General features: G+C 69.1%; 20 protein-coding genes, 3 tRNA genes and 1 other RNA gene. 9 read left to right on the forward strand and 15 right to left on the reverse strand.

From position 1 onward, the window contains the following. Positions 1-9 precede the first annotated feature (9 nt). Complete coding sequence (gene apaG / locus H565_RS0104900; RefSeq protein ID WP_027460063.1) at positions 10-408, reverse strand: Co2+/Mg2+ efflux protein ApaG; 399 nt, start codon at positions 406-408, stop codon at positions 10-12. Positions 409-444: 36 nt separating this feature from the next. Here apaG and H565_RS0104905 point away from each other — a divergent pair, with 36 nt between their 5' ends. Further along, the gene (locus H565_RS0104905; protein WP_051363420.1) at positions 445-1,521 is read left to right on the forward strand and encodes a M42 family metallopeptidase; all 1,077 of its coding nucleotides are present in this window, start codon (positions 445-447) and stop codon (positions 1,519-1,521) included. Between the two features lie 63 nt (positions 1,522-1,584). Then, entirely contained in the window at positions 1,585-2,826 is a 1,242-nt protein-coding gene (locus tag H565_RS0104910) for a TCR/Tet family MFS transporter (protein WP_245576163.1), read from the forward strand. Between the two features lie 33 nt (positions 2,827-2,859). On the opposite strand, the gene H565_RS14350 is transcribed toward H565_RS0104910, so the two are convergent. The 3 genes from H565_RS14350 to H565_RS15680 are packed head-to-tail and all read right to left on the reverse strand — an operon-like array spanning position 2,860 to position 5,173. Next, complete coding sequence (locus tag H565_RS14350; protein WP_034408431.1) at positions 2,860-3,207, reverse strand: VanZ family protein; 348 nt, start codon at positions 3,205-3,207, stop codon at positions 2,860-2,862. Further along, positions 3,204-3,626, reverse strand: a complete 423-nt coding sequence (locus H565_RS0104920; RefSeq protein WP_027460066.1) for a VOC family protein — start codon at positions 3,624-3,626, stop codon at positions 3,204-3,206. The genes H565_RS14350 and H565_RS0104920 overlap by 4 nt, the downstream gene beginning before the upstream one ends. A 5-nt stretch (positions 3,627-3,631) precedes the next feature. Next, complete coding sequence (locus tag H565_RS15680; protein WP_051363422.1) at positions 3,632-5,173, reverse strand: sensor domain-containing diguanylate cyclase; 1,542 nt, start codon at positions 5,171-5,173, stop codon at positions 3,632-3,634. A 135-nt stretch (positions 5,174-5,308) separates the two neighbouring features. On the opposite strand from H565_RS15680, the gene plsY reads away from it, so the two are divergent. Beyond that, on the forward strand, positions 5,309-5,905 hold the full coding sequence (plsY, locus tag H565_RS0104930; RefSeq protein WP_245576164.1) for a glycerol-3-phosphate 1-O-acyltransferase PlsY: 597 nt from the start codon (positions 5,309-5,311) through the stop codon (positions 5,903-5,905). A 20-nt stretch (positions 5,906-5,925) separates the two neighbouring features. On the opposite strand, the gene H565_RS0104935 is transcribed toward plsY, so the two are convergent. Beyond that, positions 5,926-6,225 (reverse strand): hypothetical protein, encoded by a 300-nt coding sequence (locus tag H565_RS0104935; RefSeq protein WP_027460068.1) that lies wholly within the window; start codon positions 6,223-6,225, stop codon positions 5,926-5,928. A 246-nt stretch (positions 6,226-6,471) separates the two neighbouring features. On the opposite strand from H565_RS0104935, the gene H565_RS0104940 reads away from it, so the two are divergent. After that, on the forward strand, positions 6,472-7,491 hold the full coding sequence (locus H565_RS0104940; RefSeq protein WP_027460069.1) for an aspartate-semialdehyde dehydrogenase: 1,020 nt from the start codon (positions 6,472-6,474) through the stop codon (positions 7,489-7,491). Between the two features lie 38 nt (positions 7,492-7,529). After that, positions 7,530-8,123 (forward strand): rhomboid family intramembrane serine protease, encoded by a 594-nt coding sequence (locus tag H565_RS0104945; RefSeq protein ID WP_027460070.1) that lies wholly within the window; start codon positions 7,530-7,532, stop codon positions 8,121-8,123. A gap of 80 nt (positions 8,124-8,203) precedes the next feature. Here H565_RS0104945 and acs read toward each other — a convergent pair whose 3' ends face one another. The 3 genes from acs to H565_RS0104960 form a co-directional block, all read right to left on the reverse strand. Continuing rightward, positions 8,204-10,156 (reverse strand): acetate--CoA ligase, encoded by a 1,953-nt coding sequence (acs, locus tag H565_RS0104950; protein WP_027460071.1) that lies wholly within the window; start codon positions 10,154-10,156, stop codon positions 8,204-8,206. A 203-nt stretch (positions 10,157-10,359) separates the two neighbouring features. Next, positions 10,360-11,952 carry a solute symporter family protein gene (locus H565_RS0104955; protein ID WP_027460072.1) on the reverse strand — a complete coding sequence of 531 codons (1,593 nt, stop codon included), beginning with the start codon at positions 11,950-11,952 and terminating at the stop codon, positions 10,360-10,362. Next, positions 11,949-12,248 carry a DUF485 domain-containing protein gene (locus H565_RS0104960; RefSeq protein ID WP_027460073.1) on the reverse strand — a complete coding sequence of 100 codons (300 nt, stop codon included), beginning with the start codon at positions 12,246-12,248 and terminating at the stop codon, positions 11,949-11,951. Before H565_RS0104960 ends, H565_RS0104955 begins: the two co-directional genes overlap by 4 nt. A gap of 218 nt (positions 12,249-12,466) precedes the next feature. Between H565_RS0104960 and H565_RS14360 the strand changes: the two genes are divergently transcribed. From H565_RS14360 to H565_RS0104975, 3 genes are all read left to right on the forward strand, one after another. After that, positions 12,467-13,174 carry a TrmB family transcriptional regulator gene (locus tag H565_RS14360; protein WP_051363423.1) on the forward strand — a complete coding sequence of 236 codons (708 nt, stop codon included), beginning with the start codon at positions 12,467-12,469 and terminating at the stop codon, positions 13,172-13,174. Between the two features lie 15 nt (positions 13,175-13,189). Further along, positions 13,190-13,265 (forward strand) — tRNA-Ala (locus H565_RS0104970). Positions 13,266-13,298: 33 nt separating this feature from the next. Next, positions 13,299-13,375 (forward strand) — tRNA-Met (locus H565_RS0104975). A gap of 151 nt (positions 13,376-13,526) precedes the next feature. Here H565_RS0104975 and ssrA read toward each other — a convergent pair. The 5 genes from ssrA to H565_RS0104995 form a co-directional block, all read right to left on the reverse strand. Then, positions 13,527-13,874: a transfer-messenger RNA gene (gene ssrA / locus H565_RS15970) on the reverse strand. A 132-nt stretch (positions 13,875-14,006) separates the two neighbouring features. Beyond that, complete coding sequence (locus H565_RS0104980; RefSeq protein WP_027460074.1) at positions 14,007-15,143, reverse strand: beta-glucosidase; 1,137 nt, start codon at positions 15,141-15,143, stop codon at positions 14,007-14,009. A 110-nt stretch (positions 15,144-15,253) separates the two neighbouring features. Next, positions 15,254-15,382 carry a hypothetical protein gene (locus H565_RS16950; RefSeq protein WP_281170893.1) on the reverse strand — a complete coding sequence of 43 codons (129 nt, stop codon included), beginning with the start codon at positions 15,380-15,382 and terminating at the stop codon, positions 15,254-15,256. Positions 15,383-15,504: 122 nt separating this feature from the next. Beyond that, positions 15,505-17,214, reverse strand: coding sequence for a GTPase HflX (gene hflX / locus H565_RS0104990; protein WP_027460075.1), 1,710 nt, complete (start codon positions 17,212-17,214; stop codon positions 15,505-15,507). 451 nt (positions 17,215-17,665) lie between these two features. Beyond that, a tRNA-Ser gene (locus H565_RS0104995) sits at positions 17,666-17,755 on the reverse strand. Positions 17,756-17,894: 139 nt separating this feature from the next. Between H565_RS0104995 and H565_RS0105000 the strand changes: the two genes are divergently transcribed. Then, positions 17,895-18,911, forward strand: coding sequence for a hypothetical protein (locus tag H565_RS0105000; protein WP_034408435.1), 1,017 nt, complete (start codon positions 17,895-17,897; stop codon positions 18,909-18,911). On the opposite strand, the gene dusA is transcribed toward H565_RS0105000, so the two are convergent. Together dusA and H565_RS0105010 are read right to left on the reverse strand one after the other, a co-directional pair. After that, positions 18,874-19,932 (reverse strand): tRNA dihydrouridine(20/20a) synthase DusA, encoded by a 1,059-nt coding sequence (gene dusA / locus H565_RS14365; protein WP_051363424.1) that lies wholly within the window; start codon positions 19,930-19,932, stop codon positions 18,874-18,876. The two genes, H565_RS0105000 and dusA, sit on opposite strands and share 38 nt — an antisense overlap. Positions 19,933-19,987: 55 nt before the next feature. Continuing rightward, positions 19,988-21,247, reverse strand: a complete 1,260-nt coding sequence (locus H565_RS0105010) for a glucose-1-phosphate adenylyltransferase family protein (RefSeq protein WP_027460077.1) — start codon at positions 21,245-21,247, stop codon at positions 19,988-19,990. Between the last annotated feature and the right edge of the window lie 69 nt (positions 21,248-21,316).

Below are 21,316 nucleotides of genomic sequence, written 5' to 3' on the forward strand. Positions count from 1 at the left end.
CTGGCGGCTTCAGTTCAACGTCCTCCCCCCCGCCCCCCCCACCAGCCCGAAGGCCGGAATCGGCACCCGCGCCCGCACTCCCCAGGCGTCTTGCATCACGTAGTGGCCGCTCATCTGGCCGGGCGGGTCTTCGAGGGTGACAAAGGAGTCGTAGACGAAGACACCGCCGGGGGCCAAGACGGGGCGCTCACCCACCACGCCTTCCCCGTCCACGACCGTGTGGCGGCCCGCGCCGTCCACAATGTCCCAGTGCCGGGCGAGGAGCTGCCAGGTGTCGCCGCTGTGGTTTTCGATGCGGACGACATAGGCGAAGAGGTGCCGCCCCGGAGCCGAGTGCGCGGCGAGGTAGCTCACCTCCACCGAGACGCGCACGTCGGGGGGGGAGGGGGCATAGGCAGGATGGCTCATGGGGCGAGGATAGCCGGGGGGCCTAGACTGGGCCGCGTGAGTCAGGACAATCCGACCAGCGCCCCCGCCACCATCAACGAAGACTTCCTCTTTGCCCTGCTGCGGGAAGCGGCCCCCAGCGGCTGCGAGCGCCGCGCCGCCGACGTGTGGAAGCGGGAGGCGGAGACCTTCGCCCGCGTCTGGGAAGATCACTACGGCAACGTGTACGCCGAACTTGGCCCCGAAGACGGCCCGGCCATCGCCCTGATGGGGCACCTCGACGAAATCGGCCTCATCGTATCGCATGTCGGGGACGGCGGCCTCATCAGCGTGCTGGGGGTGGGGGGCTGGGACCCCCAGGTGCTGGTCGGGCAGCGCATTCGCCTGCTCGCGCCGGGCGGGGACATCCTCGGTGTGGTCGGCAAAAAGGCGATTCATGTGATGGAACCCGAAGAACGCAAGAACGCCTCGAAGCTCGAAGACCTCTGGATTGACGTGGGCCTAAGCAAGGAAGAGGTCCAGCAGCGCGTTCCGGTGGGCACCTACGGGGTCATCGAACAGGGTCCCCTGCGGGTGGGCGACAAGATTGTCAGCCGGGCGCTCGACAACCGGGTGGGCGGCTTCATCGTCCTCGAAGCGCTGCGGGCGCTGAGGGACACGGAGCTGAAGCACCGCGTGGTCGCCGTGGGCACCAGCCAAGAAGAGATTGGCGTCTTCGGGGCGCAGGTCAGCGGGCACCGCCTGAACCCGGTCGCGGGGGTGGCGGTGGACGTCACCCACGAGACGGGGCAACCCGGCGTTTCCGAGAAGAAGTACGGCACCGTGCCCTTCGGGTCGGGGGCCAACCTCAGCGTGGGGCCGATGACCAGCCCCGCCATCTTGCGCCAGATGCAAGACGCCGCCCGCGAGGAAGGCATCCCCTACACCCTCAGCGCGAGCGGGCGCTATACCGGCACCGATGCCGACGCCCTGACGCTGGTGCGCGGGGGCGTGCCCACGGCGGTCGTGAGCATCCCCAACCGCTACATGCACTCGCCCTCCGAGATGGTGGACGCCCGCGACGTGAAGGCCTGCACCGACCTCATCGCGGCCTGGATTCGGCGGCTGGAGGAGGGCGAAGACTTCCTGCGCTGAGGCGGAGAGGGGCAAGCGTTTTGGCCCATGGTTGGTGGCCAGCCTCGCCCCTACACTCGGCGGGTGACCTCCTCTCCCCTGCCCTCCCCCGCCCCGGCCCGGCGTGCCGCGCTGCCCTTCATCCTGCTGACGGTCCTGCTGGACGTGATGGGCATCGGCCTCATCATCCCGGTCTTTCCGGGGCTGGTGAGCGACCTCGCCGGGGACCCCACCCAGGGGGCGCGGCTGCTGGGCGTGTTTACGGCGGTCTACGCGCTGATGCAGTTCGTGTTCGCGCCCCTCCTGGGGGCGTTGTCGGACCGCTATGGGCGGCGGCCGGTGCTGCTGCTGAGCCTCACCGGGCTGGGGCTGGATTACCTGCTGCTCTCTTTCGCGCCGAACCTGTGGTGGCTCTTTTTGGGCCGGGTGCTGGCCGGGATCACCGGGGCGAGCATCACGGTGGCGAATGCGTACCTGGCAGATGTGACGGCCCCCGAACACCGCGCCCGGTCCTTCGGGCTGTTGGGGGCCACCTTTGGGGTGGGCTTCATCCTGGGGCCGGCGCTGGGCGGGGTGCTGGGCGACGTGAATGCCCGGCTGCCCTTCCTGGCGGCGGCGGTGCTCGCGCTGCTGAACGCGGCCTACGGCTTTTTCATTCTGCCCGAATCGTTGCCGCCGGAGCGCCGGGGCACCCCGGAGCGCCTCCGCCTTAGCCCGCTCGCGCCCCTCGCGGTGCTGGGCCACTATCCCCTCGTGCGGAATCTCGCCGCCGCCTTCGTGCTGCTTGGGCTGGCGCAGCAGACCATCTTCAGCACCTGGGTCCTCTTCACGACGCGGGTGCTGGGCTGGACCGCCACCCAAAATGGGCTGGCGCTCGCGCTGGTGGGTCTGCTCTCGGCGGTCGTGCAAGCGGGGCTGGTGGGCACGGCGGTCCGGGTGCTCGGCGAGCGCGGGGCCATCCTCACCGGGCTGGGCCTGGGGGTTATGCAGTACCTGCTGCTGGGGGCGGCCCGCACGGACGGCCTGCTGTACGCCTCCATCGTGCTGGGGTCACTCGCGGGCATCGCGGGTCCGGCCATCCAGGGCCTCATCAGCCGCCGGGTGGACCCCACCGAGCAGGGGCGGGTGCAGGGGGCACTCACCAGCGTGCAAAGCCTCGTCGGGATTGCCGGGCCGCTCGTCGCCACGAGCGTCTTTGCAGCCTTTACCCGGCCCGGCAACCCGTACCACGAACCCGGCGCGGCCTTTTACCTTGCGGCGCTCTTGAGCCTCGCGGGGACGGTGGTCGCCGGGGTGGTGCTGCGGCGGGCGGGGCGGCAGAGCTGAGCACCCTGCGGGGCAAGAGGGCGGGGGGGCGGGTCACCCCTCCCCGGTCGGGGCACGCGCCAGCGCCCACCACGCCCCCACCCCCGCTCCGGCGAGGTCCGCGAGCCAGTCGCTCAACCCCGCTTCGCGGCCCGGCACAAAGGCCTGATGAACTTCGTCGGCAGCGCCAAACCAGGCGGCCAGCACCACGGCGAGGCCCCGGCGTCCGGTGGCCCGTGCGAGCGCGTAGGCCAGCGCGAGATAGGCCAGGAAATGGGCAGCCCAGTCAAGGGGATGCGGCAGCGGCGGGCCGGGCGTATCGCTCCGCGAACTCAACTGCCAAATCGTCCCCATGAGCAGCAAAGCCGGACCCCACCAGCCGGGCCGGGCCGGGCGGGTCAATGCCCCCGGCCCCCGGCGGGGTGCTCAACGAGTTCTATCAGGGTGCCTTCGCCCCACTTCGGGTGGAGGAAGGCAACGCGGGTTCCAGCACGGCCCGGCGTGGGCGCGTCGGAGAGAAAGCGGGCACCTTCCCCGCGCAGCCGGGTCATCTCGGCCTCCAGGTCTGCGACCCGGTAGGCCGTGTGGTGCAGGCCGGGGCCGCGCTTGGCCAGAAAAGCCGCAATCGGGCTGTCGGGACGGGTGGGGGCCAGCAGCTCTATCAGGGTCGCGCCAACCACGAAGGCGCGGACCCGAACGCCCTGCGAGGGCACTTCCTCGTCGGGTCCCTCAGGGTGCAGGCCCAAGGCGAGGTAGGGCGCACTTCCGGCAGCGAGGTCGGGCGTGGCAATAGCGACATGGTCGAGCAGGGTAACCGTCATGTGCCTTAGGCTAGCGGCTGCTCGGCGGCGGCACCCTGGCGGTCTTCCCGGCCTGCCCGCCGCGCCCGCTTTTCCTCGTACATGCAGGCGTCGGCGCGGCGCAGAGCGGCGGTGGCTCCCGGCGCGTCGCCCGGCACGGCGGCCAGCCCCAGCGAGGCGTCTGCCGGGTAGCCCTGCTCCTGCACCCGCCGGATGGCCTCCCGGACCTGGCGGCGCAGCCGCTCGGCCTGCCGCGCCGGGTCGTCGCCGGGGGGGACCGGAGCGAGCAACGCGTACTCATCCCCGCCCAGGCGGTAGGCCCGCAAGCCGGGGGCCAGCAGCCCGCGCCCAAACTCGCGCAGCAGGTCGTCGCCGCTGGCGTGCCCGCGCTCGTCGTTGACCCGCTTCATGCCGTCGAGGTCCACCACCCCCAGCACGTACCCCTGCCCCGCCGCGAGTCGGGCGTCGGCCTCATCGAGGGCGTCGTCAAGCGCCCGGCGGTTGCCCAGCCCGGTCAGGGCGTCGGTCAGGGCCGCCCGCTCCAGCGCTTGCAGGTACTCGGCCCGCTCCAGCGCCACCCCCACGCTGCGGGCGGCGGCTTCGAGCAAGAGACGCTCTTCAGGGAGCCACACGGCGGGGTCGCCCAGCCGGGCGAGCAGCAGCACATAAGCCCCGCCCGGCATGTGGCGTGCTTCTTCGACCTGTACGTGCAGCCACGCCGCGCTCGCGAGGCCATTGCGCAGCAGGTCGGGGCAGCGCTGGGCGACGGCTTCCGCGTCGTCCAGAAAGACCCGCTCCCAGCCCAGCAGGGTGGACCGCAGTCCGCCCGCCGGGTCAAGGAGCCGCCAGCGCACCTCGGCCCCGAACCCGTCGGCGGGGGCCGAAGCGTGGTCACTCAGGACTTCCGCGCCCTCGGCGGAAAGATGCAGCAGCCCCGCCCAGTCCAGCCGCATCGCACCCCCCAGCAGCCGCAGCGCCCGCCGCGCCATCTCGCCCGGACCGAGCGGCTCGCCCATCAGCTCCGCGAGGTCGCGCAGAGTGTGGGCCTGGTCGCGGGCACGGGTGAGTTCCTCGGTGCGCAGCCGCAGCTCCAGTTCGTCGACGACCATTCCGGCAAGCAGTTCCAGCGTCTCGGCCTCGGCGGGGGTGAAGTCCCGCGCCTCCGGTGCCGTGACACACAGGGTGCCGATGCGGTGCCCGTCCGGGGTCATGAGGGGTGCCCCCGCATAGGCGACCACCTGGCCCGACCGCACGCTGGGCAGGTCGCGAAAGCGGGGGTCCCGCCGAGCGTCGGGCACGAGGAGTACCCCCTCTTGCTGCCGCACCGTCCACACGCAAAAGGACTCGTTGAGGGTGGTCTCGGTGGTGTCCCCGCCCACGCAGGCCTTGGTCCACTGGTGGCCCTCGCCGACCAGATTGACGGCAGCAAGCGGCACCCCCAGCACCCGCGCCGCCAGCCGAGCGACGCGCTCAAACGACGCTTCGGGCGGCGCATCCAGGATGCGGTACCGGGCCAGCGCAGCCAGGCGAGCCGCCTCAGAGGCGGAGGGGGGCGGCACAGAAGACACGCCCCGCACCCTAGCGGCTCGCCCACGCCCCTGCGTGAAGGTTCTGCCCCGCTGAGGTGACCTGTTCTTGAGACTCGCGGCCCCCCAGCGGGGGGATTGGGGCCTCGCCCCGTAAAATGGGGGGGTGATGCACCTTTGAACCCGCTGCTGTTCGTGCTCCTCTTGGCCCTGTCTTACCTGCTGGGGTCTCTTCCCGCTGCCGCCTGGGTCGCTCGTACCCGCGGCATCGATATCCGCCGGGTGGGCAGCGGCAACAGCGGTGCCACCAACGTGCTGCGGTCGGTGGGCAAGGGTCCGGCGGCGGTGGTCGCCGTGTTTGATGTCGCCAAGGGAGCGCTCGCCGTCCTCCTCGCGCGGGCGGCAGGCTTAAGCGACGTCCAAGCTGCCCTGTGCGGGGCCACTGCCGTCATCGGGCACAACTTCAGCCCCTTCTTGGGGTTCCGGGGTGGCAAGGGTGTGGCGACCACCTTCGGCACGCTGGCGGTTCTCTTGCCGAGTGCCGGGCTGGGGATGGCTGTCATCGGGCTGCTTACGGTCGCCCTGACCCGGTTGGTGTCTGCCGGAAGCATCCTGGGGGGCGTGGCGGCGGCCCTCGTCGCGTGGGTCACCGGGCAACCGCTGTGGCTCAGCCTCATCGTGACGGCCCTCGTCGCCTTGATGGTCTGGCAGCACCGCGACAATGTCGCCCGGCTGCGAGCGGGCAATGAGCGGCGGCTGGGCGAGAAGGGGTAAAGGGGGGCAGAGGTCAGCCTTTAGCGGCGTTTGCGCAGAAAGGACAGCCATCCGGCAGCCTGCGGGCGACCGGACGGGGCAAAGTCCTCCAAGCGGAGTTCGGGTTCGGGGAGGGGCGCGGCCTCCCAGCCGTCCCCAACGGCGACTTGCCCCCCAAAGCGCCCAGCGGCGTAGCGGGCGTGCTTGAATTCGGCGTCTGGACTGGTGGCGCGGGGGTCGGCGAGGGCCTGCAACATGGCCTGCAAGGTCTCGTCGGCGCAGGCCCAGCGGCCCTGGGCGAAGGTGGCTTCCTGACCGTAGATGCGAATCCTCGCGGGCATACCAGCGACTCCCGTCTCCGAGTGAGGGGAGCACGGACCCCCACCACTCGGCCTTGAACTTGGCGATGGGGGCAGCATAGCGCAGCCGTGCGCCGGGGCGGCACCCCGCTTGACCCCCCACCCCCCGGCGGGTACCTTGCCCCATGGGCCGCCCACTCCCCGAATCCTCAGAGGCGGCCCTCCCATGTCTTGGCCGCCCGCGCCCCATTCCTCCCCGCGCGGCGGAGTTTCCTGGAAGGAGAACCTATGCGCGTCGCCATTGTGGGAGCCACCGGAGCGGTCGGCCACGAACTCTTGCGGGTCCTCGAACAGAGCACGCTGAACTTTGACGAATTGCAGCTGTACGCCAGCCCGCGCTCGGCGGGCCGCACCCTGACCTTTGCGGGGCGCGAGCTTTCCGTGCAAGCGACCCCAGAAGGAGCCATTGACGCCGACGTCATTCTCGCCTCGGCGGGCGGCAGCATCAGCAAAGCGCTCGCCCCGGCATGGGTGGAGGGCGGGGCGGTTGTTATCGACAACTCCAGCGCCTTCCGCTATGACCCGGAAGTCCCCCTGGTGGTGCCCGAAGTGAACGGCGACGCGGCCCTCGCGCACCGGGGCATCATCGCCAACCCCAACTGCACGACGGCCATCGCCGCGGTGGCGGTCGCGCCGCTGCACCGGGCCTTTGGGGTGCGGCGGATGATCGTCTCAACCTACCAGGCCACCAGTGGGGCCGGGCAAAAGGGCATGGACGAACTGCTCACCCAGACCCATAGGGTGCTGCACGGCCAGAAAGCGGGGGCCGAGGTGTTTGCCTATCCCATCCCCTTTAACGTCATCCCGCAGATTGACGCCTTCGGAGAGAACGGCTACACCCGCGAGGAGATGAAGGTGGTCTGGGAGACGCGCAAAATCATCGGAGACGAGTCGCTGCGCATCAGCTGCACCGCCGTCCGCATTCCCACCCTACGGACCCACGCCGAGGCGATTACCCTGGAGCTGGAGCGCCCGGCGACCCCGGAGCAGGCCCGCGAGCTGCTGCGGGCAGCGGCGGGCGTGGAGGTCCGCGACGACCCGGCGAGCCAGCTCTATCCCATGCCCCTCACCGCGACGGGCAAATACGACGTGGAGGTTGGGCGCATCCGCTCCAGCCTGGTGTTTGAGGGCGGCCTAGACCTCTTTGTGGCGGGCGACCAACTCCTCAAGGGCGCAGCGCTGAACGCCGTGCAAATCGCCGAATACCTCCAGCAGCGGGGGGCGCTGCGCGGGCGAGTCGCGGGCTGACCCCGCCCTCTGCACCCCGCTGCGGCAAACTGAAGGCCATGCGTTCCCCGCCTCCGCGCCGTCCCCGCTCGCCCGTGGGGGCGGCCTTTTTGCTAACGGCGTTGCTGGTGGGGGGCGTGTGGGCGCAGGAGGTCATCGACCAGTTCGCCTTCGGCGGCAGCCTCGACCTCTACGGCATCGTCCCGCGCGACCTGGCCCGGCTGGAGAACGTGCTGACCGCGCCCTTCTTGCATGGCGATTTTGCGCACCTGGTGGCCAATACGGGGCCGCTGGCGGTGCTGGCCTTTATGGGGGCGCTGCGGGGGATGGGGCGCTTTCTGGCGGCCAATGCCGTCATCATCCTCCTCGGCGGCGGGCTGGTGTGGCTGCTGGGGCGGGGCGAGAGCCTGCACCTGGGGGCCAGCCTGCTGGTGTTCGGGTACCTCGCCTACCTCCTGGGGGTGGGCTGGTGGGAGCGAACACCGGGGGCGATTCTGGCGGCGCTGCTGGCCCTCTTCCTGTACGGCGGGGCGCTGTGGGGGGTGCTGCCCACCGACCCGCTGGTGTCGTGGGAAGCGCATCTTTTCGGCTTCGTGGCGGGGCTGGTCGCGGCGGCCTGGCTGCATGAGCGGCCCCGGCGGGCCAGCGGGTGACCCTGGCGGGGGGACGTGTCGCAGCGTCCCCCCGGCTCTTTTGCCGAGTTGCTGTGGGTTGGGCTAACCGCTGGTGGTCCTCACGCCACCGGGGTCGCCGCCAGCCGCTCCAGCACGCTGGGGTCTTCCAGGGTGCTCGTATCGCCCTCGATGGGTCGCCCCGCCGCAATCTGGCGCAGAAAGCGGCGCATGATTTTGCCGCTGCGGGTCTTGGGCAGGGCGTCGGCCACGATGATGGCGTCGGGGCGGGCGAGCGCCCCAATCTCGCGGCTGACGTGGGCACGCAGGGCGGCGGGGTCCACCTGCTGGCCACTCTGGGGGAGCACAAAGGCGACCACGCCCTCGCCCTTGACCTCGTCCGGGCGGCCCACCACAGCGGCTTCCGCGACCGAGGGGTGCGCGACAAGCGCTGACTCGATTTCCATCGTGCCCAGGCGGTGCCCGGAGACATTGAGTACGTCGTCCACCCGGCCCATCACGGTGACGTAGCCGTCACGGTCGCGCCGAGCACCGTCCCCGGCAAAGTACACACCCGGAATCTCGCCCCAGTAGGACTTGCGGTAGCGCTCGTCGTCGCCCCACACCGTTCGCAACATGGAGGGCCAGGGCCGTTTGATGACGAGGAAGCCGCCGTCGTCAGGGCCAAGTTCCTCGCCGCCTTTGGTCATGATGGCGGGTTCGACCCCGAACATCGGGAGGCCCGCGCTGCCGGGTTTGCTGGGGTGGGCACCCGGCAGGGTGGTCAGCATGATGGCCCCCGTCTCGGTTTGCCACCAGGTATCCACGACCGGGCAGCGCCCCCCGCCGATGACCCGCCAGTACCACATCCACGCTTCGGGGTTGATGGGTTCGCCCACCGACCCCAGCAGGCGCAGGCTGCTCAGGTCGCAGCGGCCCGGCAGCTCGTCCCCCTGCCGCATAAAGGCGCGGATGGCGGTCGGCGCGGTGTAGAGGATGCTGACCCGGTGCCGCTCGACGATTTGCCAGAAGCGGCCCCAGTCGGGGTGGTTGGGTGCCCCCTCGTACATCAGCACGGTCGCGCCGTTCAGCAGCGGCCCGTACACGCTGTAGGAGTGCCCGGTCACCCAGCCCACGTCGGCGGTGCACCAGTACACGTCGTCGTCGCGCAGGTCGAAGACGGTTCCCGTGGTGAGGTACGTGCCCACCATGTACCCGCCCGTCGTGTGCAGCACCCCCTTGGGCTTGCCCGTGCTGCCGGAGGTGTACAGCACGAAGAGGGGATGCTCACTGTCGAGGGGGGCCGCCTCGTGCTCGTCCCCGGCCCCCGCCAGCGCCTCGTGCCACCAGAGGTCGCGGCCCGGCTGCATGGGGGCGTCACAGTTCGAGCGACAGACCACCAGCATCCGCTCCAGGCTGGGCGTACTGTTGGCCGCCTCGTCTGCATTCGCCTTGAGGTTGACCAGGCTGCCCCGGCGCTGCCCCGCATCGGCGGTAATCAGCAGCTTGCTCCCCGCGTCGTTGATGCGGTCGGCGAGCGCCGAGACGGAAAAGCCCCCGAACACCACGCTGTGAATCGCCCCGATGCGGGCACAGGCGAGCATGGCAATCGCGGCTTCAGGGATGAGGGGCAGGTAGAGGGTCACCCGGTCGCCCTGTTCCACCCCCAGCGCGGTCAGGGCGTTCGCGGCCCGCTTCACCTCGCGCAGCAACTCCGAATAGGTGTAGCGCCGGACCTCCCCGTCCTCGGCCTCCCAGAGGATGGCCGTCTTCTCGCCCCGCCCCGCCGCGACGTGGCGGTCAAGCGCGTTGTAGGCTACATTCGTCTGCCCGCCCACGAACCACCTCGCGTGCGGTTCCTGCCAGTCCAGCACCCGGTCCCAGCGCCGCATCCAGTGCAGCTCTCCGGCCACGTCGCTCCAGAAGCCGTCCGGGTCGTCGAGGCTGCGGCGGTAGAGGCGGTCGTACTCCTCCCGCGAGAGGCGGGCGCGGGCCACGAAGCTTTCGGGAGGCGGGATGACTCGTTCCTCGTGCAGCAGGTTGTCGATGTGGTCGTTCGTGGCCGGCTGGGTCATGGCACACCTCCGAAAGGGTAGAAACGAGGCGGGTTGTGGAGGTCCTCACTGTAGAGCGCGGGGGGCTGCCACGCGCCCGCCGTTACGCGGGGGGTACTGCACCGGGTTCAAGACGTTGGGCGGGAAGCGGGAGACCCCCGGCAGGGGGACCGGGGGCTTGGGCGGGCGGCTGGCCGCTGGTGACTGGAGGCAGGCCCCGCCCCTCAGTCGTGCGCGGCGACCGTGCCGTCGACCCCCGCTCCGGTGTAGGCGCGGAACTGCATCTCCTCGAAGGCTTGGTCCTCCTCCTCGCGCCGCCGCCGCGCCCCCAGCAGGGTGCCGATGGCGGCCAAGGCGAAGCCCACAGGGATGGAGACGATGCCGGGGTTTTCCAGCGGGAAGAGGGGCGCGGCCTGCACCAGGTGCCGCCCGGTGGTCTTTTCGGGCGGGTCGATGCCGCGGATGTTGGGGCTGACGGCGATGAGGGCAAGGCAGGTCAGGATGCCGCCCACGATGCCCCAGATGGCCCCGGTCGCGTTGAACTTGCGCCAAAACAGGGTAAAGAGAATGACCGGCAGGTTGGAGCTCGCCGCAATCGCAAAGGCCAGCGCGACGAGAAAGGCCACGTTCTGCGTTTGGGCCGCCAGACCCAGCAAGATGGCGATGACCCCGACCGCGACCGTGGCGAGCCGGGCCACCCGGAACTCCTCGCGCTCGGTGGCCTGTCCCTTGCGGATGACGCCCTTGTAGATGTCGTGGGTAAAGGAGGTGCTTGCCGCGATGGTGAGGCCCGCCACCACCGCGAGGATGGTCGCAAAAGCCACCGCAGTCACGAAGGCCAGCCCGAACTCGCCGCCCAGCGTTCCGGCCCCGCCGAACAACTCCTGCGCGAGCAGGGGCGCAGCCATGTTGCCCGCCGCGTTGGCCGTGACGATGGCCTCACGGCCCACCAGCACGTTGGCGGCGTTGCCCATAAAGGCGGTCATCACGTAAAAGGCCCCAATCAGGACCATTGCCCAGACCACGCTTTTGCGGGCGTCCTGCGCGGTGGGCACGGTGTAAAAACGCACCAGGATGTGCGGCAATCCGGCGGTGCCCAGCACCAGCGCGAGGCAAAGGCTGATCAGGTCGATGGGATTGGTGTACTTCACGCCCGCGCCCAAGAAGGACGCACCGTTCAGCCGCTCTGCTGCCCCCAGCAAGCTGGAAAAACTCCACCCGAAGCGGTTCAAAATGAGCACCGTCATCAGGCCGGTCGCGAACATCAGCAGCACGGCCTTGATGATTTGCACCCAGGTCGTCGCGAGCATTCCGCCAACCACCACATAGATAATCATCAGCACGCCGACGAGCGGAATGGCAACGCTTGGCGTGAGCGCCCCGCCCGACAGCAGGCTGATCAGGCTGCCCGCTCCCACGACCTGCGCAATCATGTAAAATGCGCTCACGACGATGGTGCTGACCGCCGCGTAGGTCCGGACGCGAGGGTCCTTGAGGCGGTAGACCAGCATATCCGCCAGGGTATATTTGCCCAGATTCCTGAGCGGCTCGGCGACAATAAAGAGCACCGTCAGATAAGCGATGAAAAATCCCACCGAGTACATGAAGCCGTCGTAGCCGTTGAGCGCGATAAGGCCAGTGATGCCCAAGAAAGACGCCGCGCTCATGTAGTCTCCGGCAATGGCGACGCCGTTTTGCCCCGCGCTGATGCGCCCGCCCGCCACGTAAAAGTCCGAAGCGCTGGTGTTGCGCCGTGAGGCCCAGAAGGTGACGGCCAACGTGAGCGCAACAATAAGGGCAGAGAGCAAAAAGGTCATTGCACGGCCTCCTGCGCCAGACGGTCAAAGGTCCGAGCCTTAAAGACGTAGACCGCCGCCATCACCCAGCCCATGATGAACTGCGCGAAGGCGAGGACATATCCGAAGGTCACGTTCCCAAAGACCTTGGTCGCCATCAGGGGCTTGTTGTAGCCCGCCAGGATGGGCAACAACAAATACAGCACCAAAAACGTCACGGTCATCAGCACCGTGAAGCGGTTGCGCTCCGTGACCAGCCGGGCATAGGCCGGGTTGCGGGTGGGCGCGGCGGCGGAAGGCAGACGGGAAACGGTCATGGAGGCCTCCTGGAGTCGAGCGAAGGCGGAGGGGGGCGCGGAGCCAGCTGGGGGCCACGCGGCTGAATTGGTTGGGCACCTCGCAGGGTAGGAGCCTCTTTATCCGAAATCAATGAACCGGGTGTAAGGTTTGCGTTTCTGTAGGAGGGACAGCCCGCCGGGAGCGGGCCTGCGCTTCTCTGCGGGGCGCGAGCGGGCTTCCCGTATGCTGAGCACCGATGAGCGCCGTGATTCACCTGCAAGCGTTGGGACTCACCGAGTATGAGGCGCGTGCCTACACCGCCCTGCTCGCCCTGGGCCGCGCTGTGCCCGCCCGCATCGCGCGGCAAGCAGGCATTCCCCGGCCCAAAATCTACGAGACGCTGGAGCGCCTTGAAGGTCGCGGCCTCGCGGCGCGGGTGGGTCAAAACCCGCTGGAATATGCGCCCCTCAGCGCCCGCGAGTATCTCGCCCGCGCCCGGCGCGCCTTTGACGACCGCCTCGGTGCCCTGGACCGCGACCTTTCGCGCCTCGCGCCCGATCCCGCTCCAGAAGCCGTCTACCACCTTTACGGCGAAGCGGCCATCCGCAGCCTGTGCGAAGACCTGACCCTCAATGCCCGGCGGCGAGTGTCGATGGCGGGCGAGACCGCCCTGGCGGACCGCCTGGAGCGCCTCACCCCCCGCGGGGTCGAGCTGCGCCGCGCTGCCCTCGCGGGCCTGCCCTCCATCGCTGCCGAAGGCCAGCGGGCCTTTTTGCTTGCCCGCGACGGCGAGGCGGCGGTCATCGCTCACTTCATCGAGGAGGGCAGGAGCGGCGAGGCGCACGGCGTTCATACCCATAACCCCGTCGTGGTGCACCTCATTGAGGGGTACGTGGCCCTCGCGGCCCGCGGCGCACAACCGGACTCGCGGGAAGCCGTTGACAAGTTGGAGGGGCCACTGTAATCTAACCGGGCCTTCGGGGCTGTGGCGCAGTTGGGAGCGCGTCTGAATGGCATTCAGAAGGTCAGGGGTTCGAATCCCCTCAGCTCCACCACAAGGCCCCGCTTCTCGGCGGGGCACTTTTCAAGGCGATGTAGCTCAGCTGGTTAGAGCGAACGACTCATAATCGTTAGGTCGACGGTTCAAGTCCGTCCATCGCCACCACTTGGCATCAGCCAAAAGCCCGCGCACACGCTGCGCGGGTTTTTTTGTTTGTCTTGCTGCCTAGGGCCTTCCCCGACGTGGTTAGCACTTGTCGGCGCCCAGAAGCAAAGGCAACCAAGCAAAAGCCCCGCCTCTCCCCGGCGGGGCTTGATGGTGGAGGTGGGCGGAGTCGAACCGCCGTCCAAAGGTCCGTCCAGCGTGCATCTACGTGTGTATCCCGCTGTTTGGTTGTCGGGCGGCAGGCCACCAACGGGCGGGTTTCCTGCAGCCTTATCTCCACTCAGGTTCGCCTGCTGCTATGGAGCCTCGCGTCGGCTAGCCTTCTTTTGTTGCAGTTCGCGCCTCGCCAAAGGCCGGGCTAGGCGGTCACTGTCTCACTTAAGCAGCGAGAGCGTAGTTCTGGTTGCCAGTTAATGGCGTTGCCGTTTGTTGACGGGGCCAACGGCTCCCCGACACGCAGCATCACCTTCAGTTCCCCTGTCGAAACCGGGTCACCCCCAGGTATGGCCGGGATTTCCGGCACAAGGAAGTGTAGCAAAAAAGGCCTCGCTTCATCTTGATGAAAAGCACGATGAGCGCTCACGAACGGCGCATGAAGAAGGGCCGGGCGGCGAGCTTTCTGAGCACCCTCCTAGAGGGCGGCGAAAGCCTGGGCCTGGGCCGCCAACTCCTCGGCCAGGGGAGGGTACTCCGGGCGGTGACCCGCGTCGTCGGCGTAGCCCCACAGCCCTGTGGGGCAGTGGCGGTCGTCGTCCCAGCCGGGGTAGTCGAGGATGGGATAGAAGCACAGCCCCTGAACGGGCGCTCTGGCGCTCATGGCGCGGCGCACCTCTTCCCCGACGGAGCGCAGCCACGGCACCCGCGCGTCTCCCTCAGCGCCCGTCTCGGCGATGCACAGGGGCCGCCCATAGCGTTGCCATACCTCCTGCAACATCTCATCCAGCGGTCTGCGCCAGGGGTGGCCGGGGGGCAACAGCTCGCGCTCTGCGGGCGAGTCATGGTGCACCCACTGGTTTTGGCCGTAGTAGTTCACCCCCAAGAGGCCGAGGTAGCGGGGATGCCCCCCCAGTTCGGGATGCAGGGTCCCGGCCAGCATGTCCCAGGCTTCGAACTGTCCGCGGTTAAAGGCCGCCGCATTGGGCGCGTCGGCGGGGCGTTGGGGGTGCGCCACCACGTGAATGAGGGGTTCAGTGTGCAAGAAGCGGGCCGCGGGCAACTCGGCCCACACCGCGTCCATCATGGCCAGGCTGGCCTGCACCAACCGCCGCTTGAGCCGGTGCCCCTCTCCCTCCCGCCAGGGGTTCATGTATCCCACCTCGCCCCCCGCCCAAGCCAAAAAGCTGATTTCGTTTACGGGCACGAGCCAGGGGGCCGTCTCGCCCTCCGCCGCGAGAAGCCGGGCAACCGCCCCAGCAAAGGCCGCAGCCCGTGCGGTAAACCCCGGCGCAAGGGGGTTCGTATCGTCGGGCCAACCGTAGTGCATCAGGTCCCAGATGACCTGCACTCCTGCTGCTCGGCTGGCCCGCAGCATGGGCAAAAAGCTGGAAAAGTCGTAGGAGCCGGGGCGCGTCTCGATCAGGTGCCAGCGCAGGCCGTCGCGGGCGGTGAGGATGCCGCGTGCTCGCAGACGGTCATAGTCCTGCCGGGCGAAGCGGTCATGCTGAGTCGCGGCAATCAGGTCGAGCCGGGTGCGGTCGCGGCGGCGGTGGCTCGAACACTCGAAGCCACCCATCAAAAAACTGGCGAAGGGGGGAGAAGTTTGCGGCATAGGTCTCCTGCGGGGGGGTGCGCCAGCAGCTCAGCCGAAGCGGCCCCAACCCTCCGGGCATTGTGCCGGGATGGGGAAGGACAGGGGGTTCATGCGCCGCCGCGAAAAACTTAATGGGTGGCCCGGTCCTCGGCCAACGGTGCTGGGTAGGCGCTGCCCAGTTCCGGCAGCACCTGCGTCCAGGTCGGCGTGAGGTCCCGCGCCAGCAGGTCGTCAATGCGCAGGAACAGATCGGGCAAGCGGGCAAGGTCGTGAGCGTCCGGCCTGGCCCAGCGCGGCCACTCCCGGTCGGCGAGCAGCCGGGTGAGAAGCGTCCGCTCTCTGACCCCTTCGCCAGCCCCCAGACCAGTGCGAGGGTGCTCTACGGATACGCCGCCGCCCGCTCCCGCGCTTCTTCTCGCAGGGCGAGTTCGCGGCGCTGCACCCCGGCAACCGCGTCCGCGAGAGCATCTTTGAGGTCGCCGATGCCCAAGGATTTCAAGGCGCTGACGGGCACGCCGCCCGTGCGCTCCAGCTCACGCGCCAGCACGTCCGGGTCAGCGGCCTCGGCCTTGTTGAGGGCCACCACGGTGGGCAGCTCGCGCAAGCCAAGGTCTTCGAGGATGCGGTTCACGGCGTCGAGACGGGTGTCAGCCCCCGGTGCTGCCACGTCCACGACATGCAGCAGCACGTCGGCATCCCCGATTTCCTCCAGGGTGGCGCGAAAGGCGCGGGCGAGGTCCCTCGGCAGGTCGCGGATAAAGCCCACCGTGTCGGTGAAGACCACCGGGCCGATGCCCTCGATGTAGCCCTGGCGGCTCGTGGGGCGCAGGGTGGCAAAGAGCTTGTTCTCGGCCAGCACCCGGCGCGGTTCCTCAGCAGCGTGGGTAAAGGTGTTCAGCAGGGTGGACTTGCCCGCGTTGGTGTACCCCACGATGGAGATGACGGGCACGTCGTTGCGGGCGCGGGCCTTGCGCCGCTCCTCCCGCCGAACAGCCACGCCTTCCAGTTGCTTTTCCAGGAAAGCGATGCGGTCATTGATGCGGCGGCGGTCCAGCTCCAGCTTGGTTTCACCGGGGCCGCGGGTGCCGATGGCTCCGCCCGCCGCGCCCCCCGCCGAGCCGCCGATGCGCGAGAGCTGAGCGCCCGCGCCCAGCAGCCGGGGTTTCATGTACCGCAGTTGCGCCAGCTCGACTTGCAGCCGCGACTCGACCCCCTGCGCGTGCAGGGCGAAGATGTCGAGGATGAGCTGGGTGCGGTCCAGGACCTTGAGTCCGGTTGCCGCCTCAATCTCGCGGGCCTGAGCTGGGCCAAGTTCCTGCCCGAAGATGAGAAGGTCGGCGTCGAGGTGGTAGGCCCGGCTGGTCAGTTCTTCGAGCTTGCCCGCGCCCACCAGTGTCCCCGCCTTGAGGTGACGGCGGTAGACGAGTTCGCGGTGGACGACCTCGGCTCCGGCAGTTCGCGCCAGCTCCGAGAGTTCTTCTAGCCGCTCTTCGGCATCGAACTCGCCGCCGTCAATCTGCACGAGGATGGCCCGCTCGCGGTCTCTTTTGGCCTCGCGGGTGCGGGCGGCGCGGGCGATTTCTTCCTCCAGCGCCGCGACCTGCGCACCGAGGTCAAACTCGTCAATCTGAAAGCTGGGCACCGGGGCGAGGATGCGCCAATCTTCTTCTTCGCCCACCGTGCCGGGCGGGGTGAGATGCGCGGTGTGCACGGGGCCGGGCTGACCCCCCTCGCGCACCTCGATGGCGCTGACCGCGTCCAGTCGCCGCAAAAACAGGGTGGAGAGGTCGCCCTTGCTCAGCGCCCCGCCGCGCGGGTGGGTGTGCAGCAGGTGAAAGCCCGCCAAGCGGTTCTCGCCGAGGCGCACCCCCGGCAGTTCGGCCCCCTTCGCGTCGGCCACGCTGACCGAGAGCACCCGGCCCCGGCGGTCGATGAGCACGCTGATTTCGCGGCGGATATCGTGCGAGAGTTCGGCGAGGTTGCGCGCGAGTTCAGGCGAGCCAACCCGCCCCGGCTCGATGCGGCGGCGGTAAAGGTTGCCCAGAGCCTTGAGTTGGGCCGCCTTGAGGCCCGACGTATTGCCATGCACTTTATCTATGCGAGGTCACATCCTTTGCAGAGGAAAGAGAGGCGAGAAAAACGCACTCCGGGCCGCGCGGCAAGCACCGGGCGGCGGGAGGGGAGGCACGTTCCGGCATCACCCCAGGGTAGACCGGGAGAGCGAGGGAAAAGGTGTGCCTTTACTTCAGGAGCTTGAGCATCGTGCAGTCAGCGTGGCATGTCAGGGGAGAAGGGGACATCAGCTGGGTGGCTTACACGGATTCCGTTCGATTCCTTTCCTTACTGGCCTTACTGGAAAAGCAACCTGGGGGTCATGCGTCAGCGTCACCCCTCGATCCTCACTCTGCTTCGCAGCTTTGCGAGTCCGCTCGGACGAAAGCACTTCGTTGGCGGGTCAAGCAGCATCCGTCTTCCCTCCTCCGGTCCAACTCCGCCCCCAGAGCAAAAACGCCAACCCCCTTGAGGGCTGGCGTTTTGTCTGGCGAAGAGGGTGGGATTCGAACCCACGGTAGCCTTGCGACTACTTCGGTTTTCGAGACCGACCCATTCAACCACTCTGGCACCTCTCCGCGGGTGGCGCTCCGGCTGAGGCCGGTGGGCGACGGGGATAATAGCACGGCAGTGGGGCGGTGTGGAGGGGGGCTTTTTTCCCCGCCCGCTTCCTCATGTGCGGCCCCCGGAGCAGGCAAGTTGAGGCACAGTGGGGGCATGCGGCGAATCCTGCTTCTTGGCGGCCTCATGAGCGCGGCCCTCTCCAGCACGGCGCTCGCGGCGACCCGCGTGCCCGGCACCTATACCTACTACTCGGCGGCCCGCGACCCCATCACCGACGCGAACACGGGCACCGTGGTCATCGACGAGGTGAATGATACCTCCGGGCAGACGCGGTTTGCCCTGCGCTGCGCCGACCGCGACCGCCCAGAGCTGTGGGCCTCACTGGCGACCAAAAACGCCCTTCTGAGCGAGGAAGACGCCTATGCGGGCCTCAAACCCACCGTAACCATTCGGCTGGGCGACGACCCCCCGGTCGTGCTGCGCGACGCGGACCTCGTGACCGTCGTGGACCGCGGGGAGAATGTGCTGACCCGCAATATCGGCTTTCAGGGCGCGGTCGTCGCGCAAATCGCCGCCGGGCTGAACGCGGGCAAGCGGCTGGTGGTGCGGGTCAATCGGCGCAGCGGGGGCCAGGCCCTCACCTACACCTTCCCGGCGCGGGGCTTTGACGTGGCCTGGGCGGGCGTCAATGGCTGCCAGTCCTATGGCCGGGCAAAAACCTCTGCCGGAGCTGCTCCCGCCGGGGCGGCGGGCACGGCGGCGGTGGGCGCTCCCCGGTTCACCGAGTGGTCTTTCACGGCCTGCCGCGACGCGGCGAGCGGGGCCGTCCGCGCCGAGCTGCTGGCGGGGCGGGCGCACCTGTGCGACCTGGTCATCGAGACGGTGCCCAACGGAGCGCGTCCCGTCGCCGCCGAGTTCCGCTACGAGCTGGAGTACCGCGAGGGCGGAAAAACGGGCAAACTCAGCCTGCCGGGGGTGGACCGCTGGCCCCCCGCGGGCGGCACTGCCATCCGCTTCCGGCAGGAAGGCAGCCGCCTCATCTTCACCCTGCCCCTCAACGTCCGCGCCCGCACCGACCGGGTGTACACCCGTCTGGGCGTCATCGGCAAGCTGACCTTTGACAACGGCAGCGTCAAGAGCGTGTACGAGCTGCTTCCGGTGCGGCCCTAGGTGGGGCAATCTCCGCCACCCCCGCCCGTGCCTCCAGCACGCTCTCTGGCACCCCCGCCAGCGCCTCGCGCACAACCTCTAGCCCCGCTCCGGGCAGGTGCCCCCGCTCGCTGAGCGTGCGCTTCCAGTGCCGTGCCCCCGGCTGCCCGGCAAAGAGGCCCAGGGTATGCCGCATCAGCCGGTGCAGGGGCTGGCCCCGCTCTAGCTGCGCGGCGACGTAAGGCAGGAAAACTTCGATGGCCTCGCGGCGGGTGGGCGGAGTCACGTCTTCCCCAAACACGTCCCGGTCGGCGGTCGCCAGGAGGTACGGCTCCCCGTAGGCCGCCCGCCCGATCATCACGCCGTCGGCCCAGCGCAGATGCTCGCGGGCCGCCTCCAGGCTGAGGACCCCGCCATTGAGAACCACCGTCAGCCACGGAAAGTCGGCCTTGAGTTGCCGCACGACCTCGTAGCGCAGGGGCGGCACCTCACGGTTTTCCTTGGGCGAGAGGCCGGAGAGCCACGCTTTGCGGGCGTGGACGATGAAGGTTTCGGCCCCCGCCGCCGCGACTGCCGCCACGAAGCGGGTGAGGTGCGCGAAGCTGTCTTGGTCGTCGATGCCGATGCGGTGCTTGACCGTGACGGGAAGGCGGGTCGCGCCCCGCATCGCCTCCACAGCGCGGGCCACCACGTCCGGGGTCGCCATCAGGCAGGCCCCGAACGCGCCGCTCTGCACCCGGTCCGACGGACAGCCGCAGTTGAGGTTGACCTCGTCGTAGCCCCAGTCTTCGGCGATGCGGGCGCATTCCGCGAGGGCCGCCGGGTCCGAGCCGCCGAGTTGCAGGGCGACCGGGTGCTCGACCCCGGAAAAGCCCAGGTGCCGCTCGCGGTCGCCGTGCAAGATGGCCCCCGTCGTGACCATCTCGGTGTAGAGCAGGGTGCGGCGGGTCAGGGTGCGGTGAAAGACCCGGCAATGCCGGTCGGTCCAGTCCATCATCGGGGCGACCGACAGGGTATGAGGGGGGCGGAGGGCGGCGCTCATCGCCCGGCAGTGTAGCCGGCGGGGGCAGAGCCAAATGGAAGCGCCTCCCCGGCCCCTACTTTCCGCCTTGGTCGTCCCGCTCGGCGGGCTGGGTGACCTCCCCTTCCCGCCCGGCGCGGACGGTCCGGCGCGGCTCGACGATGAGGCCGGGGCCGACTTTGGCCCCCGCTTGCACGGTGCTGTGCGCTCCAATCACGCTCAGGCGGCTGTTGGCGCTTTGGCCGCCCACGACCGCACCTTCCTCCACGACCGCGCCCACGTCCACGATGGCCCGGCTCACCCGCGCCCCGGCCCGGATGACCGCCCCCGGCTGCACGATGCTGTGCCGCACGCTGGCCCCCTCCTCCACAACCGCGTTGGGACCAACCACGCTGCTGATGACCTCGCCCGCAATCACGGCCCCGCCGCAGACATAGGCGTGGTCCAGCCGCGCCGAGCCGTGAACGCGGGTGGGGGGCCGGGCAATCGAGCTGGTGATAAAGGGCCAGTCGGGGGTGTCCAGCTCAAAGCCTTGGCCGTCCAGAAAATCCTGGTGGGTCTGCATGTAGGCGTCGAGCGTGCCCACGTCCATCCAGTAACCCTCCAGCGGGTAGGCGTAGGCGTCCCCCCGCGCCACGAGGGCGGGCAGCAGCTCTTCGCCGTAGTCGCCCAGCTCGCCCTGCCGCTCCAGCTCCTCCAGGGTTTCCATCAAAATCTTCGCGTCGTACACGAAGACTTCGGCGGTCACGGTCTTGCCAAGCGGCTGGTCAGGTTTGTAGGCGAACTTCGTGACCTTGCCCTCGCGGTTTGCCCGCACGTTGCCGAAGCGGGTGGCCTGGGCCTCGTCCGCCAGCTCGGTCGTGACCATCGTGACGCTGGCCCCGTGGCGGATGTGGGCGCGAATCACCTCGGAGTAATCGAGCTTGTAGATGTGGTCGGCGCTCATGACGAGCACTACGTCGGGGCCGAACTCGCGCATCAGCGGCACGTGCTGGGCGAGGGCGTGGGCGTTGCCATGGGCGAACTCGCCGTCCTCGTTCTCCGGGCTGGAAAAGGGCGGCATCACCACCAGCCCGCCCCGCGTGCGGTCGAGGTCCCAGGGCCGCCCGCCCGACAGGTGGTCATTGAGGCCGTGCGGCAGGTACTGCTCGACCACCCACACGTCCTGCACGCCGCTGTGGACGAGATTGGAAAGCGGAAAGTCAATCAGGCGGTAGGTGCCCAAAAAGGGCACGGCGGGCTTGGCCCGTTCGGTCGTCAGCGGAGAAAGGCGGCTGCCCTTGCCCCCGGCGAGGACGATGGCCAGCACTTTTTTTCCGGCGATGCGCGTCGTCACGCGGCTCAGTGTGAGGGTGCAGCCGCCCCCCCGCGTGAGGGAGAGTTGGAGGGAAGTTCACCGTCCCCC

The organism is Deinococcus murrayi DSM 11303, assembly GCF_000482805.1.
In the GTDB taxonomy this organism is placed as follows: Bacteria; Deinococcota; Deinococci; order Deinococcales; family Deinococcaceae; genus Deinococcus; species Deinococcus murrayi.